Below are 15,571 nucleotides of genomic sequence, written 5' to 3'. Positions count from 1 at the left end.
AATTTTGGGGAGGAACCATTTTTGAAAATCACAATTTTATTAATTGTCGCCTACTTACTAGGGGCAATTCCTAATGGAATCTGGATTGGTAAGGTCTTTTTCAATAAAGATATTACTAAACTAGGTTCTGGAAATATGGGAACCACCAATACATTTAGAGAACTAGGTAAGACTGCCGGTGCTGTTGTTATGGTTTTAGATATTCTAAAAGGTACCATTGCAACATTGCTACCAACATTCTTCCATATCTCTAACGTATCACCAATCGTATTTGGTTTATTCGCTGTATTGGGACATACATTATCAATCTTTGCTAAATTTAAGGGTGGTAAGGCCGTTGCTACTAGTGCAGGAATGCTATTAGCAATTCATCCAATCTTATTCTTATGTGCTTTTATCTTTGAAATTTCATTTACTTACCTAACTAGTATGGTTAGTGTAGCAAGTATGATTTCATTTCCTTTAATCACAATTTTGATTTTATTGGATCATGATTATGTACTTGGTGTTATTGGTATTATTCTTACAATCTTTATTTTTATTAAACACAGAAGTAACATTAAGCGTATAAAAGAAGGCAACGAAAACTTAGTTCCATTTGGTTTGGTATACAAACATCAAAACAATAAATAGACATAAAAAAAGAGATGCTTAACGGCATCTCTTTTTTTAGCATTATTGCTTAGCATTCATATCCAATTGTTTTAAGTGTTCAATCTTATCCTTTGAAAGGATTGGGAAGGAAATCGTAAAGATTGATCCATATCCCGATGAACTTTCAACATTAATCTTACCGTTGTAGGCTTCTACCAAACGCTTGGCGATTGATAGTCCTAAACCATTACCACCTTGGTTACGGCTTCTTGCCTTATCAACACGATAGAATCGGTTAAAGATTTTATCAATGCTTTCTTGACTTAGCCCTTCACCAAAATCTTGAACCGCAATATCAACGTAACGATATTTGCGAGAAAGTGAAATATGAATTTCCTTTCTTTGTTTAGAATACTTAACAGCATTATCTAACAAGATAATCAAGATTTGTTCTAAGTGATTACGGTAGATTTGAATGATTGTTTCTTCCCCAATATCATCATCTAAAATGAACTTGTAATCAGGGTGAATCATTTGGAAATCATTATATTGTTGATGAACAACATCTTGAACGTCCGTAGTCTTGTTTCCATAGTTTATTTCAACTTGTTCAGCACGAGAAAGATCTAACATTTCTTGAACCAAACTCTTCATACGATTAATCTCGTAGATTGAAGATTTAATTGATTCATCTAGGACTTCAGGGTCATCCTTTCCCCAACGAGAAAGCATATCTAGGTGTCCCTGAATTACAGCGACTGGAGTTCTTAATTCATGGGAAACATCTTCAACGAATTGTTGTTGTTGATCAATGTATCTTTGCATTGTATCAATCATGTCGTTAAATAAGTCCCCTAGGTCAGTCAACTCATCGTTTTGAGTTAACTTAGGCACACGACTGTCCGTTTCAGGTGATTCTTTAACACTATGAATGGTGTTAGAGATAATCTTAATCGGACGAAGCATGTATGATGATAGAAAGTACGACAATGCAGCAGAGAAGAAGATACCAATAATTAAAATTACAAATAAAATTCCGGCTAATTTGTTTATATACAAATTATAGTCAGACATTGAATCAACTACTCTTAGATATCCGATTAATTCATGCGTTTTGGCAGAATAAATTGGTGAATCTAAAACTAAGATTGTCTTACCTGAGTTCTTGGTAATAACCGTTTTACGGCTATCTACCGGTTTGAAATTGTAAATCTTTTTTGGCGACTTCTTCGATGAGAAGATTTGGTCTGAATTCTTATTGTATACACTAACCACGATATCTTTACTAAATAAGTTAGTATAAATAGAATCAGAATAAACGTCTGTTGACATTCCATTATTAGGGTTGCCGTCCCTAAAACCACTGTTTGGATTTAAAGCAGTACTAACTGACTTTTCATCCAATGATCGATTAATTGTTCTTAATCGATTTGATATTGTTACATCCGATTCAATAGTACGTGAGTTCTCCTGGTGTAATAGCACATCAGAAAAACGATTGTAAATCAAAAAAGAAAAAATTGATAGGATTACAAAAATTATAATTGCTGATCCAATTGACCATTTCCATTTAAGAGAAAACCATCTTCTATTGCTGCTTACTGTCTTTGAAACTTTATCATCATGGTTGGAAATCATGATCTCATCACGTAACCGGTTCCTCTAACAGTTTGGATGTAGCTCTTTTGATCAGGTCTATCAATTTTGTTTCTTAGGTAACGGATGTAAACATCTACAACGTTTGTTTCAGCACTTGAATCATATCCCCAAACCTTAGTTAAAAGAACGTCTCTGGCTAATACAACGTTTACGTTTTCCATTAAAGTAAGTAGTAATTCGTATTCACGCTTAGTTAAGTCGATAATATCGTCTCCACGTTTTACGATTCTGCTTTCTTTTTCGACAGTAATGTCCTTAAAGTAAACAACCTTTTGATCTTCAGCGTTTTCGTCACCTTCGATATCAATACGGCGAAGTAATGCTCTAACACGAGCTAATAGTTCTTCAATAGCAAATGGCTTAACGATGTAGTCATCTGCACCATGATCGAATCCTGAAACTCTATCAATAACAGAGTCTCTTGCAGTCATCATAATGATTGGAGTTGTCTTCTTTTCACGAAGTCTTCTAGCAACTTCCATACCATTAAGCTTTGGTAACATAAGATCTAAAAGAATAACATCATAGTCATTGTTAAGTGCTTCTTCTAGTCCTTCACGACCATCTAAGGCTACTTCGGTTTCGTAACCTTCATGCTTCAACTCTAACTCTACAAATCTAGCTAAGCTTTTTTCATCTTCAATTATCAAAATACGGCTCATTAAATTACACCTCTCCATTTATTTTAGAAAATCTTAACTTACTTTGTACATTTTATCACGTTTTTTCTCATAATAGAAGAGCTTAATCCGAATATTATTATTAAAATCTTAAATTTTTTCACTAATTTACTATTTTAAATTAGAAAACGAACCATTAGCTCTTCTTCAGTTTAATATAAATGGCTTAATAAATAAAATAATTATACTTAGATAAAAAAAGCTACCAGAACCCATGGTGTTCTGGTAGCTTTTTTAATTAATTAGTTGTTTTCATTAACAACTTGTTTACCATCATAGTATCCACAACTAGGACATACAATGTGAGGTTTACGTAATTCACCACAGTTTGGGCAAGCACTCAAACCTGGGTTAGCCAACTTAATGTGACCACGACGCATACCCTTCTTAGCTTTTGAAGTTCTTCTTGCTGGTACAGCCAATGCAAAAACCCCCTTTATATTAAAATATCCACTAGTGAAAAATTTTAAGTCTTGCTTAATTATCACTATCGTTAAAGAAATCCTTTAACTTAGCAAGACGTGGATCTACTTTTTTATCATTTGCCTCTTGTTCAGCTAAATCATCTTCAGAAATAACTTCCCAGTCATTTCCTTCTGGCATCTTACCAGTTTCGATTTCTTCAGGAGACAAAATGTGCATTGGAATTTGTAAGATGATGTTATCGGCAACTGACTTATCAAAATCAATTTCGCCTTCGTCATCTACTAGGAAAGCAATTTCACCTTCATCTTCACGTTCTTTCAAACGTAAGTTAGTTTCAACATAAACTTCATTAATTGAGAAATCCAATGGTAACTCAACTGGAGTTAATGATCTTGATGAAGGAACCACAATCTTACCTGTTACACGAGCAGTCACGATTGCATCACCGTTTTCAGAGAAAACGTTAGCATCAACGTGAATATCGTCATCAGCAGAAATAACATATTTGCTATACCTGCTCATAATATCATCAGATAAGTTCATATCTTCTGATACTGAAAGTGGCTTGTTTTTGTATTCGGATAGTTCCTTTAAGAACCATTTCATGTCTATTCCTCCTAATGCAACAGCGTTAATTATACATATTAAGAAGTTATTTTGTCAAGGTCATATCCTTGATACCTGGCCTAAAAATTAATAAATTAATGGAATTTTTCCGGCATCTTGTGGAAAATGATTTATATTTTCATAAACCCTTCCAGATACTACATCAAAATTTAATTGAGCTTCAGATAACTCCTTATTAATCTTAGTAATTACGGGTATTTCTATTTTCTTCTTAATGTCATTCAAATACGCTCTACCGCTTTTATTAAAGCCTAATATTCTTACGTATTCTTGGCTTAGATCATCGCTTTTACGCCAATTTAGAAGCGTATATACGAATAAACGTTGAAGTCTCGCGTATGTGTAGCGCTTAGACTTAACTAAACGTATGAATTCATCAAATGACCGTGCATCATAGATATACTTCTTTAATCGGTATTCTAGACCTTCTGTCATTTGATAGATGTGATTTAACTCATCAATACTTGATGTTTCAATCTTATATCTTAATAATGGCCAGAAATCTTCCCAATTAACATGATTCTTTAAAACATCAACATCAGTGTTATTAGGAAGATACTGAGATAGTTGATTACTTTCATCCATAATAGCAGCTCTAATTGATGATGCACTTGCAATCGTCCCATTATTGTTTAAATCATGGTCGTGATGGTTAGCTCCATTTCTCTTGATAGGGACTAATTTCATTTGATGACTGTTTTTTAGGTTTGCGATTGCATAGTTTAATGCCAATACGTCGTTTGGGGCACTGACATCTTCACCGGTTGAATCAATTAAAGCATCCCTAATTAACTCAGCATAGCTCTTAGTGTAATTCTGATCTATTTTAATTTGCTTTAAATCTAGATTTGCTAACTGATTAAAATTAATATCTGGATGTTCACTACCAAATGATAACCACTCACACTTAAGACTAGCTAAAATATTCACTGCGTGTTTAGCGAAGATGTCAGCCGGCTGGACAACACATTGTACAGGTAACTCAATTACCATATCCGCACCATTTGCCAGTGCCATTTGTGCCCTAGTCCATTTATCTACTATTGCGGGTTGCCCTCTTTGTACCCAATTTCCAGACATGATAACGATGACTATATCGGCATTAGTTGCTTGTCTTGCCTGCTCAATTTGGTACTTATGCCCATTATGAAACGGATTATATTCAGCAATTATACCAACAGCCTTCATCGAATCATCCCTTCTTACATACAAAGAACCATCTGGTTGTAGTATCAGTGATCTCGTCTTTACCAAAGTTAGCACTAACCTTGATATCTTTGAATCCTGCATTCTTTAATAAATCAATGTACGTATCAACTTTATAAGTTCTTTCCAAATGAATTTCACTAAACTGATCGTATGCATTGATTGACTCATTATACCTGAAAAATACTAAGTCATGTTCTACCGAGTGATCTTCATCACCTAAGTATGACTGCCACATAAAGGCGTTACTATCATCATGGTAATTATACATGTATCCCGGATATACTACATCTGTTTGATATGGCGTAATTACATCAAATAAGAATTGTCCATTATCATTTAAATGTTCATGTACTTTTTCAAAAGCAGTTTGTAATAGGTTTTGATCTGGTAAATAACATAATGAATCATCGAAACAGGTAATCACATCAAAGTTAGGAATTCCTTCCATTTCAGTCATGTCACCTTGTATTAGCGGCATGTCTGGTTTGATATCTCTTAAATGTTCTTCGGCTAATGTAAGCATATCTTCAGACAAATCCATACCACAAGCATTATAGTTTTGCGAGGCAAGAAGCGCTAATAAGCGTCCGGTTCCACAAGCCATGTCCATAATTGAATCATTTTTTGATACATTCGCTTTCACAAAAGAAAGCCATTGATCATACATTGTTTCATCAAACAATTCATCATAGAATTTTGCGAATTCTTGATAAATCATTTGACTAGTCCTTAACCCATTCTGAAACGTCTACTGAATCAGCATCTGACCATAGTTTTTCTAGGTTGTAGTATTCTCTTTCATCTTCTTGGAATACGTGAACAATAACGTCACCTAAGTCCAATAGAATCCACTTAGCAGTATCTTTACCTTCTACTTCTTTAACACTGATACCAGCCTCTTCAGCTTGGTCAGCTACTTCGTCAGCAATAGACTTAACTTGTCTGTTTGATGCAGCATCCATAATTACGAAGTAGTCAGCCATTAAACTAACTTCGTGTACGTTTAAAGCAACAATGTTGTGAGCTCTCTTGCTGTCCGCTGCTTTAACAATTACTTCTAATTTTTCTTTACTATTCATTTGAAATCTCCTCGTTATTTGATGTTTGATCCATTTACCCATTCGTTATAGGTATCAATGGTCTTAGGATAAACGGGTTTATTTGAGCTAATTAAAAATTGTAGCGTGTGCTTAGTTTGATATGCCACCCCGTCAGCTAGATTGTTAAATGTGATATCTCGTGCTTCTTCTACACCTGGGAAATCACGTCCCATTTCGATATAGTCAGCCATGTATACAATTTGTTCTAACTTTGACATGTACTTTGCACCAGTAGTGTGATGCTTAATTGAATTTAAAATGTCGATGTCAGTAACACCTAGTTCATTTTGAACCAGCAAGTAACCAACTTCACCATGCCAAATAGCATTACCGTATTGCAATAAAATATCATCCAAACGATATTTCTTGATTAATTCAATGAAATTGTCATCTGGTCTTTGCTTAGCATAGTCATGGCAAAGTCCGGCAACGCTTGCTTTTTCAACATCTACATCGTTTTTCTTTGCTAGTTCAATCGCCATTTGTTCAACGCGTAAAACGTGTTCAAATCTTGATTGGGTTAAAGCCTTCTTTAATTTTTCGATTAGTTCTTCTCTAGATAAAGGGATGTACTTATTTGTATATGTTAATTCAACATTATTCATAAAGATTATGCTCCTTTATATATTTTAAAACTGCGTCTGGAACCAAGTATCGAATTGATTGATGGTTAGACACTAGTTTGCGAATTAAAGTTGAAGATATATCCAGCTTAGCAACATCTACCCATATCACAGGATAATTTGTCGACATTGGATAATTTTCCCTTCTAACACCAACAAAATGGGTCAATTTGAATAAATCATCTACTCGATACCATTTAGGGAGGTATTCAACCATGTCACCACCAATAATAAAGTAGTATTCATAGTCGGGATGTCTTCTCTTTAATTCTACCATAGTGTTATAAGTGTAACTTTTACCACGATTGATGATTTCCAACATTTCAATGTCAAACTTATCATTGTCATTAATTGCTAAATTAACCATGTTAACGCGGTCATCAGCGTCAATTGCATCCTTGTGATCAACGTGAGGAGGAATGCAGTCAGGCATAAAGTAAACCTTCTCTAGTCCTAACTGACTCCTTACTTGGTCTGCAATGAATAAATGACCATTATGAATCGGATTAAAGGTTCCACCAATAATTCCGATTTTTTTGCGTTTGTTTAAAGATTTTAACTTGGGTAAAGTTTGCACCTTTTCACTATGCATCGATAAGAACTCCTCTAAATATTTCTAACTTCTACAGAGTAAATTTGGAATTTTTCCTTACTTGCAGGTAAGAATAATAGTAATGTTTTCCCGATTGTTTGAACAACATTGATATCACTGTTTGCTTCAATGTATTCTTGAACATCACTTACTTCTAAATCAGAATTTTGTTGAATGTTTACCTTAATTAATTCGCGTCTGTGTAATGCATCCAATACTTGTTCTAGCCAAGTTTCATTTAAACCATTCTTTCCAACTGAAAATAAAGGTTTCATTCTGTTAGCTTGTGATCTTAAATATCTTTTTTGTTTTCCACGTAATTTCAATTTTGTACCTCGCTTTTTATATCATTGCTCTTCTAACTAATACGTCAACACCCTTAGGGGCCCATCCGGCTACTACCACACCTGCTGGAACGGTGATCCATCCAAGTCCTTCGAATACTAAATCGCTCTTTTGATCAGTCTTGAATTCGAAACGAACCAATTCAGGAAAATCATCAATTGATTCACTGCTTGGTGGAGTTAATAATTCACCAAAATGCTTGTCATAGAAGCTGTCAGCATTTGCTAACTTAGTACGGTGAATTAGTAAGTTGTTTTCAACATAAACAGTAAAACCATGTTTCTTATCGCCTTGAACATAATCAAAACGTGCTACACCACCGAAGAATAGTGTTTGTTCTGGGTTCAATTGATATACCTTTGGTTTGATTGGTTTTTGTGGTTGAACAATCTTTAGGTCCTTACCGTTTAAGTAATGAGCCATTTGTTCCTTATGAATAATCCCTGGAGTATCTACTAATTCATGACCGTCTTCTAAGTCGATAGAGATTCTATCCAAAGTTGTACCTGGGAATCTTGAAGTAGTAATTAATTCCTTAATTCCAGTGTTTTGTCTGATGATTTGGTTAATCAATGTGGATTTACCAACGTTAGTAACACCTACAACGTAAACATCGCGGTCATTTCTGTACTTATCAATATTCTTCAATAAGTCATCAACTGATTCATTGGTTCTAGCAGAAACCAGTTCAACATCAATTGGTCTAATTCCAGCTTCATTTGCTCGTTGTCTGATCCAATCCTTTAGCTTAGAACGCTTTAGTGAGTTTGGTAGTAAGTCAGACTTGTTACCAACTAACATAATTGGGTTATCACCAACGAAACGGTGTAATCCAGGAATTAAGCTTCCATTAAAGTCAAAAACATCAACCAAGTATACGATTAGCGCGTTAGCATCTCTGATTTGGTTCAATAGTTTTAAGAAATCGTCATCAGTTAAACTAACCGGTGAAATTTCATTGTAGTGACGTAGTCTAAAACAACGTTGGCAATAAATTTCGCCACTTTCTTTTCCCTTTTCAAGTGCAGAATTAGGAGTGTATCCTAGTTCATCAGGATCTGTGGTTTGAATTAAAGCACCACAACCAATACATCTGATTTCTTCGTCTTGTAATTGATTAATTTCTGTCATTTATATCCTCCTGCCAATTTAAATCATCATATTTCTTTCTTAATTTTTTCCATATTAATTTTTCTAAGAAGCGATTAGGTTTGGTATTCCAAGCATCGGATTCAATTAATGGTTTAACCAACACACTTCTAACTTTGGCATTATTAGAAGCCCAAACATCGGTTAATAATTGATCTCCACACATAATTACTTCTTTATTATTCAAATGGTAATCTCTTAAAGCCTTATTAATTCCTCTTGGAAGTGGCTTTAAGGAGCGTGGAATAAAGTTTAATTTTAAACTTCTAAGAGCTCTTTGAACTCGGCTATGTTTATTATTTGAAATAACAATCAATTCAATATTGCTTTTCTTGAGTTCAGATATCCATTCTCTTAATTGAGGAGTCCCATCAGGATTATTCCAAGGAATCAAAGTGTTGTCTAGATCACTAAAAACAGCTTTAATCCCCATGTCTTTTAGTTTTGATGGTGAAATATTATATACGACTGGAATCATCCATGTTGGTTTAAACTTAGAAATCATTTTAATTCTCCTCAATAATATTATGTATTATATGAGCACCAGAAATACCAGTGCCCATAATAAGAAAAAAACTCCCACCTACTTACCTTAAGTGGTGAAAGTTTTTATAGACTATTTAATAGCTTTCTTTGCAGTTTCTGCTAATGAAGCAAATGCTTTTTCATCGTTAACTGCTAAGTCAGCTAGCATCTTACGGTTCATTTCAATGTTTGAAAGTTTCAAACCGTGCATTAACTTGCTGTAGCTTAAGCCGTTCATACGAGCAGCAGCATTGATACGAGCAATCCATAATCTTCTGAAGTTTCCTTTGTTTGCTCGACGATCACGGAATGCGTATTCGCGTGACTTCATAACTTGATCTTTAGCAGTCTTGAATAGACTGTGCTTACCTTCACGGTAACCTTTAGCTTCTTTTAAAACACGCTTACGACGTGCATGAGTAACTGTTCCACCCTTAACTCTTGGCATATTTAACTCCTCCTAAATTATGTCTTACTTAAAAGTATTAATTAAAACATCTTTGTGTATTTGTTTGCTAATGTATCGTTTACCATGCTTGTACCACGTAGGTTACGACGTTGTTTCTTTGTCTTACCGTGGAAACGGTGACTTGTGAATGCGTTAGCACTCTTTAAACCACCTTTAGCAGTTTTCTTGAAACGCTTTGCAATTGCACGATTTGATTTAGTCTTTGGCATTGAAAAAATCCTCCCTTAATTTAACTTAAGTATTATAACAATACTATCTATTTTTTATCGCTTGACTTAGGTGCGAGCATTAGGAACATACTTCTTCCATCCATTTTTGCTCGTTGAGTAACGCTAGCAACATCTGATGTAGAATCTGCCATTCTGTTTAAAACATCACGACCAATTTCCTTATGTGTGATGGCACGTCCCTTAAAGCGAATTGAAACTCGAACTTTTTCACCTTTTGAGATGAATGTCTTAGCTCTCTTCAACTTAGTATTAAAATCATTAGTATCAATAGTTGGACTTAATCTAATTTCCTTAACACTAACTACCTTTTGCTTCTTACGAGATAGACGAGCTTTCTTTTGTTGTTCGAAACGGTATTTTCCGTAATCAATAACTTTAGCAACCATTGGCTTAGCCTTAGGAGCAACAACTACAAGATCTAATCCAGCAGCTTCAGCAATTTGCATTGCTTCGTCCTTTGACTTAATACCTAATTGATCACCATCAGCACCAATTAAACGAACTTCGCGAGCTCGAATTCCATCATTAACCATCATATCGTTTGCTATGGTAATTCACCTCCAAGTATATTAAAAAGCAGAAAAAAGCGGATACCCACAATCGAGCACCCGCTTTTGGTCCTTTGAACATTAAATCAAAGGTTAATCCGATATCATGCCTAGCCATCTTTTTCGATCACTCAGGCGAGAAGCGGGATGCTTCTGCTTTTTCGTTACTTATATAATACCACATGAGTGATACTTGTCAACAACATTTATTATTTTTCTCTTGAGTAGTTACTAATGTCTTCTTGAATTTCTTTTATGAAGTCATCAAGACTTAGACTTTCACTATCTTGTTCACCGTACTTACGTACAGAAACTTGGTTAGAGTTCATTTCGCTTTCACCAACAACGATTGTGTATGGAATCTTGTTAGTTTGAGCATCACGAATTAAGTAACCCATCTTTTCGTTTCTGTCATCAACACTTGTACGGATACCTAACGCAGCTAACTTGCTGTTAACTTCCTTAGCGTAGTCACCGTATTTTTCCATACTTACAGGAATAACTTTAACTTGCTTTGGAGCTAACCAAGTTGGGAATGCACCCTTGTATACTTCAATTAGGTAAGCAATAAATCTTTCCATAGTTGAAACTAAACCACGGTGCATCATAACTGGACGGTGTTCTTCACCATCTTCACCAACGTAGTGTAGATCAAATCTTTCAGGTAGCATGAAGTCTAATTGAATAGTTGATAGTGTTTCTTCATTACCCATTGCAGTGTAAGTTTGAACATCAAGCTTAGGACCATAGAACGCTGCTTCACCTTCGGCTTCAACGTAGTCTAGGCCAAGATCATCCATGGCACCCTTAAGCATTGATTGTGACTTGCTCCACATTTCTTCATCATCGAAGTACTTTTCAGTGTTCTTAGGATCTCTGTAACTTAATCTGAAGTGGTAATTCTTAATATCGAAGTCTTTGTATACTTCAACCATCAAACCAAGAACCTTCTTAAATTCGTCTTGGATTTGGTCTAATCTTAAGAATGTGTGACCATCATTTAGAGTCATTTCACGAACACGTTGTAGACCTGATAAAGCACCTGATTTTTCGTATCTGTGCATCATACCTAGTTCAGCAATTCTCATTGGTAGTTCACGGTATGAACGGATGTGGTGCTTAAAGATTTGGATGTGGCTAGGACAGTTCATAGGACGTAATTCTAGTTCTTCACCATCACCCATGTCCATTGGTGGGAACATGTCTTCACGGTAGTGTTGCCAATGACCAGATGTCTTGTATGCATCTAAGTTCATTAGAACTGGCGTGATAACGTGTTGGTAACCGTTAGCTAATTCCTTATCAATGATGTATCTTTCAACAACACGACGGATAGTAGCACCATTTGGCATCCAGTAAGCTAAACCAGCACCAACCTTAGGGTCAACGAAGAATAAGTCTAGCTTGTTTCCGATAACTCTGTGGTCTCTTTCTTTAGCTTCTTGTCTTCTCTTTAAGTCGTCTTCTAAATCAGCTTTCTTGAAGAATGCTGTGGCGAAGATTCTTTGTAGCATTGGGTTTGATGATTTACCTTCCCAGTATGCACCGGCAACTGAAAGTAATTTGTATTCCTTAACAGCCTTAGCTTCTGGTAATACAACACCTTCACCTAAACCTAAGTAGTCACCGATTTGGTAGAACACAACTTTACCATCTTCAGCTAATTCATTAACTAGCTTAGCTTGGTATGGATCTCCATCAACTTGCTTTAAAGCATCTTCTAGAGATAATACTTTTCTTTCAATTTTTACGTTGTCTGAAACCATTTTGTTAATGCGTTCTTCAACTTGTGGTAGTTCATCAGCACTAACTTGTGAATCACGCTTGTCAGTATCAACGAAGAAACCATCTTCGTCAGAAGTACTTTCACCAAATTGAATGTTGTTAAATTGGTCAGCAAGGGCAGCTTTTAGTAATTGTGAAGCTGTTTGGCGTAATACCTTTAGACCATCTTCTGTATCTTTTGTAACGATTTCAATCTTGCCACCTTTTTCAAGTGGTAAATCGATTTCAACCATTTTTCCGTCAATCTTACCAGCTACTGATTTCTTAGCCAAACTAATAGAAATTGATTTAGCGATATCTTCAGTAGTTACTCCCTGATCGAATTCTTTTACGCTACCGTCAGGAAATTCAAATGAAATCTTTGCCATAATAGAGCACTCCCTTGTGTAATTTTCGAATAGAAACAAAAAAGTCCCTAGCATCTAAATAAATAGACACTAGGGACGTTAATAACGTGGTTCCACCCGAATTCTACCTATTTGCACTAACAAATAGGCCTCATAATAGTCTATAACGAAACAACCCGATTCAGAATTTTCCTCTGATTTAAAATAAAAGTGGTAACTTCAAATCTGAACATGAAGATACTTCCAGCAAACGTATCCTCTCCCTGTAAGTCGAGATTTAAAATCATGTCTTTTATCAACTGTCTTTATTATCGACAGTCACGCTAAAATTGTCAAGCATTAATTATTGTGGACGACGATTTTGACCAAACATCCCTACTTCTTTTGCTAAGTAGTGAACGCGTTGCATAATTCGTTTAGCTTTTAGTGGTTCTAGGTCACCCTTATTGTTAACAGCTAAGTGTTCTTCTTCAAATTGTTGCATTGAGAAGTTTGAAGTAAAGAATGTGCTTAGTGAGTTTTGCATTCTGTATTCAAGAATAACTCCCAAAATGTCATCCCTTACCCAAGATGACATTGAATCAGCACCGATATCATCCAAGATTAGAATTGGTGTCTTCTTAATTGCATCTAGCTTATCAGCAACTAAATTACTTGAGATGGCACTCTTCATTTCAACTGCGAAACTTGGGAAATGAACTAATGTTACTTCAAATCCATTCTTGGCTAGTTCATTGGCCATTGCAGCCATTAGAAATGTTTTTCCGACACCGAATTCACCGTATAAATACATTCCTTGATGCCACTTTTTTGGAGCATTTGTGTATTCCTCAATAAAATCGGTAACTAATCCCATCGCATTCATACGATAGTCATTTTCGCTTAAATCAAATTGATCCAATGTAACGTTCTTAATGTTCTTAGGCATTGCAACCGCATGAATTCGTTTAAGTACTTTAGCCTTTTTCATATTATCCTTTGTTTTTTGTGTAGGAACATATGAAATATCAATCAACCCCTTATTAACGACTAATACTGGCGTATATCCAGGAATCGTTGTTGGTTGATTATTTTTTAGCTTGTTATTTTCTTGTACGAATTCATATAACTTAGACATAGAACGTTTAACAACGTCATCTTCTAGTTCATCCTTGTGCTTGTTCAAAAATGACTTAACATCATCATTATTTAAAACGGCATTGACTGATTGTTGGTAGCGTTCGTTGTACTTAGGTTTACTCAAAGTTTTTGCAAATTCATCACTTAAGTTTTTCATTCTCTACCCTCTTTTCTACTGTTACGAAGCTTTTGAATTCTAGCTTCTAATTCTTTTTTCTTATCTTCGTTAACCTTACCATATTCCTTTGGTTTTTCGTTGTCTTTTGCCCAATCAGGAAGTGTTTCTTTAACCGTCATCTTACGATTATTATTGAAACGAGGTTTTCTAGGTTTATTTAGCTCTTTTTGTCTGTCCTTAATAAAGGTAACTGCCCTACTTGCATCGGTAACATTATTTTGTGACCAATTGTCTGCAATTGCTTCAAAGAGGTTCTTGTTTAAACCGGACTTTTCTTGATCAATTAAGATATGATAAACAATCATGTTGATTACTTCTGGCTTTAATATTTGTCTAGCTACTAAATCAGAAATCATGCGTTCCTCGTTACTGTGAACGTATCCACCTTTGGCAGTCTTTAAATAGTTCAAAAATTCAATTGGCGCATATTCACTTGCAGATTTAATCAATTGCCTTTCTTGCGCATTCAAATCATTAACATTAGCTTCAGTAGAATTATTCACCTGTTTAGTCTGATGGGATACATTTGCGGTATTAGATTGGAACTGTCTAGATACCAAAATCTTGAAGTTGTTTGGATCAAAAACGTTGTTGGTAACGTTTGTTGCCTTTTCAATCAATTTGGCCATTTCTATTTCATCAATACCATATAGCTGATGTTCAGAATTAATCAGATTAATGTTCTTTTTAACATCAGTAGTATTTACATATGACTGGTTCAACATATCCAATAGCAAATTAAAGTCGAAGTCATTGCTTTTTTCAATAACCGGACCGGAGGAAACATCGTCATGATTTTCCTTAATACTATCCTTAACTTTTGCAACCGCCTTAGGCGTATTTGTAACTTCACTATCACGAATATTAAACACTTGAAGGAAGTTCTTAGATACATCTTTATATTCAGATAAATCAAATCCTGGTCTGATAAATTCATTGTATAAGTCAACATATCTATCCTCACCAATGACTTGTAATAGTGAGACACTTAGTAAATCATCCATAAAAAAATCATTAACAGATAGTGGACTAACTAAACGATAGACGTATTGTTTTTCATCGTTTGAATTGGTCTTGATGTACGTTTTCATCAATCCGGCCGCTTCTAATCTCAAGCGGGCCTCATAAAATGACTTCATATCGACACTTAAATAAGACAAGGTTTCAAAATGACTATGTGCTTGATGTGTCTTTTTTTCATGACTCATACGCCAAAAATTGTTAATCAAAGCATATGGCAAGACACCAATGATTGGTTGATATAAAACATCCAAAGAAGTTCTTTGTAAGTCGGATAAATCATCATCTGCTAACAATATAAACTTGGATAGAGGATTTACCTCTCGCCATTGATCTGTCATATTAA

The 15,571-nt window shown here is 35.0% G+C and carries 19 protein-coding genes and 1 other annotated feature; of the genes, 1 reads left to right on the top strand and 18 read right to left on the bottom strand.

Going from position 1 to position 15,571, the window contains the following annotated elements; genetic code table 11:
• The first annotated feature begins 21 nt into the window (after positions 1–21).
• The gene (gene plsY / locus K5Q07_RS02980) at positions 22–633 is read left to right on the top strand and encodes a glycerol-3-phosphate 1-O-acyltransferase PlsY (protein WP_220729511.1); all 612 of its coding nucleotides are present in this window, start codon (positions 22–24) and stop codon (positions 631–633) included.
• 42 nt (positions 634–675) lie between these two features.
• Here plsY and K5Q07_RS02975 read toward each other — a convergent pair whose 3' ends face one another.
• From K5Q07_RS02975 to K5Q07_RS02890, 18 genes are all read right to left on the bottom strand, one after another.
• Positions 676–2,103, bottom strand: coding sequence for a HAMP domain-containing sensor histidine kinase (locus tag K5Q07_RS02975; RefSeq protein WP_251067625.1), 1,428 nt, complete (start codon positions 2,101–2,103; stop codon positions 676–678).
• Between the two features lie 125 nt (positions 2,104–2,228).
• Positions 2,229–2,915, bottom strand: coding sequence for a response regulator transcription factor (locus K5Q07_RS02970; protein ID WP_053791716.1), 687 nt, complete (start codon positions 2,913–2,915; stop codon positions 2,229–2,231).
• 260 nt (positions 2,916–3,175) lie between these two features.
• On the bottom strand, positions 3,176–3,355 hold the full coding sequence (rpmF, locus tag K5Q07_RS02965; protein ID WP_041152237.1) for a 50S ribosomal protein L32: 180 nt from the start codon (positions 3,353–3,355) through the stop codon (positions 3,176–3,178).
• A 55-nt stretch (positions 3,356–3,410) separates the two neighbouring features.
• Complete coding sequence (locus K5Q07_RS02960) at positions 3,411–3,965, bottom strand: DUF177 domain-containing protein (RefSeq protein WP_053791715.1); 555 nt, start codon at positions 3,963–3,965, stop codon at positions 3,411–3,413.
• An 87-nt stretch (positions 3,966–4,052) separates the two neighbouring features.
• Positions 4,053–5,240, bottom strand: a complete 1,188-nt coding sequence (locus K5Q07_RS02955; protein ID WP_220729507.1) for a nucleotidyltransferase — start codon at positions 5,238–5,240, stop codon at positions 4,053–4,055.
• On the bottom strand, positions 5,179–5,913 hold the full coding sequence (locus K5Q07_RS02950; protein WP_220729505.1) for a class I SAM-dependent DNA methyltransferase: 735 nt from the start codon (positions 5,911–5,913) through the stop codon (positions 5,179–5,181). The genes K5Q07_RS02955 and K5Q07_RS02950 overlap by 62 nt, the downstream gene beginning before the upstream one ends.
• A gap of 4 nt (positions 5,914–5,917) precedes the next feature.
• Positions 5,918–6,274 carry a ribosome silencing factor gene (gene rsfS / locus K5Q07_RS02945; protein ID WP_034531185.1) on the bottom strand — a complete coding sequence of 119 codons (357 nt, stop codon included), beginning with the start codon at positions 6,272–6,274 and terminating at the stop codon, positions 5,918–5,920.
• A gap of 14 nt (positions 6,275–6,288) precedes the next feature.
• Positions 6,289–6,900 (bottom strand): bis(5'-nucleosyl)-tetraphosphatase (symmetrical) YqeK, encoded by a 612-nt coding sequence (gene yqeK, locus K5Q07_RS02940; RefSeq protein WP_220729503.1) that lies wholly within the window; start codon positions 6,898–6,900, stop codon positions 6,289–6,291.
• Positions 6,893–7,510: a nicotinate-nucleotide adenylyltransferase gene (locus K5Q07_RS02935; protein WP_220729501.1), complete on the bottom strand. Its 618-nt coding sequence runs from the start codon at positions 7,508–7,510 to the stop codon at positions 6,893–6,895. The genes yqeK and K5Q07_RS02935 overlap by 8 nt, the downstream gene beginning before the upstream one ends.
• A 14-nt stretch (positions 7,511–7,524) precedes the next feature.
• A complete protein-coding gene (yhbY, locus tag K5Q07_RS02930; protein WP_034533636.1) occupies positions 7,525–7,836 on the bottom strand; it encodes a ribosome assembly RNA-binding protein YhbY in 312 nt (103 codons plus the stop codon).
• 16 nt (positions 7,837–7,852) lie between these two features.
• A complete protein-coding gene (yqeH, locus tag K5Q07_RS02925; protein ID WP_220729500.1) occupies positions 7,853–8,986 on the bottom strand; it encodes a ribosome biogenesis GTPase YqeH in 1,134 nt (377 codons plus the stop codon).
• On the bottom strand, positions 8,973–9,509 hold the full coding sequence (locus K5Q07_RS02920; RefSeq protein ID WP_220729498.1) for a YqeG family HAD IIIA-type phosphatase: 537 nt from the start codon (positions 9,507–9,509) through the stop codon (positions 8,973–8,975). The genes yqeH and K5Q07_RS02920 overlap by 14 nt, the downstream gene beginning before the upstream one ends.
• A gap of 111 nt (positions 9,510–9,620) precedes the next feature.
• Positions 9,621–9,977: a 50S ribosomal protein L20 gene (gene rplT / locus K5Q07_RS02915; protein ID WP_034531196.1), complete on the bottom strand. Its 357-nt coding sequence runs from the start codon at positions 9,975–9,977 to the stop codon at positions 9,621–9,623.
• Positions 9,978–10,018: 41 nt separating this feature from the next.
• The gene (gene rpmI, locus K5Q07_RS02910; protein ID WP_054606497.1) at positions 10,019–10,207 is read right to left on the bottom strand and encodes a 50S ribosomal protein L35; all 189 of its coding nucleotides are present in this window, start codon (positions 10,205–10,207) and stop codon (positions 10,019–10,021) included.
• 47 nt (positions 10,208–10,254) lie between these two features.
• A complete protein-coding gene (gene infC / locus K5Q07_RS02905) occupies positions 10,255–10,764 on the bottom strand; it encodes a translation initiation factor IF-3 (protein ID WP_220729496.1) in 510 nt (169 codons plus the stop codon).
• A gap of 36 nt (positions 10,765–10,800) precedes the next feature.
• Positions 10,801–10,941, bottom strand: a sequence feature (ribosomal protein L20 leader region).
• Positions 10,942–10,985: 44 nt separating this feature from the next.
• The gene (gene thrS / locus K5Q07_RS02900; RefSeq protein WP_054606495.1) at positions 10,986–12,929 is read right to left on the bottom strand and encodes a threonine--tRNA ligase; all 1,944 of its coding nucleotides are present in this window, start codon (positions 12,927–12,929) and stop codon (positions 10,986–10,988) included.
• A 322-nt stretch (positions 12,930–13,251) separates the two neighbouring features.
• Positions 13,252–14,184: a primosomal protein DnaI gene (gene dnaI / locus K5Q07_RS02895; protein WP_220729494.1), complete on the bottom strand. Its 933-nt coding sequence runs from the start codon at positions 14,182–14,184 to the stop codon at positions 13,252–13,254.
• Positions 14,181–15,566, bottom strand: coding sequence for a replication initiation and membrane attachment family protein (locus tag K5Q07_RS02890; protein ID WP_220729492.1), 1,386 nt, complete (start codon positions 15,564–15,566; stop codon positions 14,181–14,183). Before K5Q07_RS02890 ends, dnaI begins: the two co-directional genes overlap by 4 nt.
• Between the last annotated feature and the right edge of the window lie 5 nt (positions 15,567–15,571).

The sequence above is a fragment of the Apilactobacillus zhangqiuensis genome (genome assembly GCF_019656215.1).
GTDB classification, from domain to species: Bacteria; Bacillota; Bacilli; order Lactobacillales; family Lactobacillaceae; genus Apilactobacillus; species Apilactobacillus zhangqiuensis.
Note: the sequence above shows the minus strand (reverse complement) of the source record. Positions and strands in the feature narration are given on the sequence as shown.

Excerpts from the sequence above, each read along its gene's own strand:
- K5Q07_RS02970 (WP_053791716.1), bottom strand. The coding sequence starts at position 2,915 with ATGAGCCGTATTTTGATAATTGAAGATGAAAAAAGCTTAGCTAGATTT.
- K5Q07_RS02960 (WP_053791715.1), bottom strand. The coding sequence starts at position 3,965 with ATGAAATGGTTCTTAAAGGAACTATCCGAATACAAAAACAAGCCACTT.
- K5Q07_RS02950 (WP_220729505.1), bottom strand. The coding sequence starts at position 5,913 with ATGATTTATCAAGAATTCGCAAAATTCTATGATGAATTGTTTGATGAA.
- rsfS (WP_034531185.1), bottom strand. The coding sequence starts at position 6,274 with ATGAATAGTAAAGAAAAATTAGAAGTAATTGTTAAAGCAGCGGACAGC.
- yqeK (WP_220729503.1), bottom strand. The coding sequence starts at position 6,900 with ATGAATAATGTTGAATTAACATATACAAATAAGTACATCCCTTTATCT.
- K5Q07_RS02935 (WP_220729501.1), bottom strand. The coding sequence starts at position 7,510 with ATGCATAGTGAAAAGGTGCAAACTTTACCCAAGTTAAAATCTTTAAAC.
- yqeH (WP_220729500.1), bottom strand. The coding sequence starts at position 8,986 with ATGACAGAAATTAATCAATTACAAGACGAAGAAATCAGATGTATTGGT.
- K5Q07_RS02920 (WP_220729498.1), bottom strand. The coding sequence starts at position 9,509 with ATGATTTCTAAGTTTAAACCAACATGGATGATTCCAGTCGTATATAAT.
- rplT (WP_034531196.1), bottom strand. The coding sequence starts at position 9,977 with ATGCCAAGAGTTAAGGGTGGAACAGTTACTCATGCACGTCGTAAGCGT.
- rpmI (WP_054606497.1), bottom strand. The coding sequence starts at position 10,207 with ATGCCAAAGACTAAATCAAATCGTGCAATTGCAAAGCGTTTCAAGAAA.
- infC (WP_220729496.1), bottom strand. The coding sequence starts at position 10,764 with ATGATGGTTAATGATGGAATTCGAGCTCGCGAAGTTCGTTTAATTGGT.
- thrS (WP_054606495.1), bottom strand. The coding sequence starts at position 12,929 with ATGGCAAAGATTTCATTTGAATTTCCTGACGGTAGCGTAAAAGAATTC.
- dnaI (WP_220729494.1), bottom strand. The coding sequence starts at position 14,184 with ATGAAAAACTTAAGTGATGAATTTGCAAAAACTTTGAGTAAACCTAAG.
- K5Q07_RS02890 (WP_220729492.1), bottom strand. The coding sequence starts at position 15,566 with ATGACAGATCAATGGCGAGAGGTAAATCCTCTATCCAAGTTTATATTG.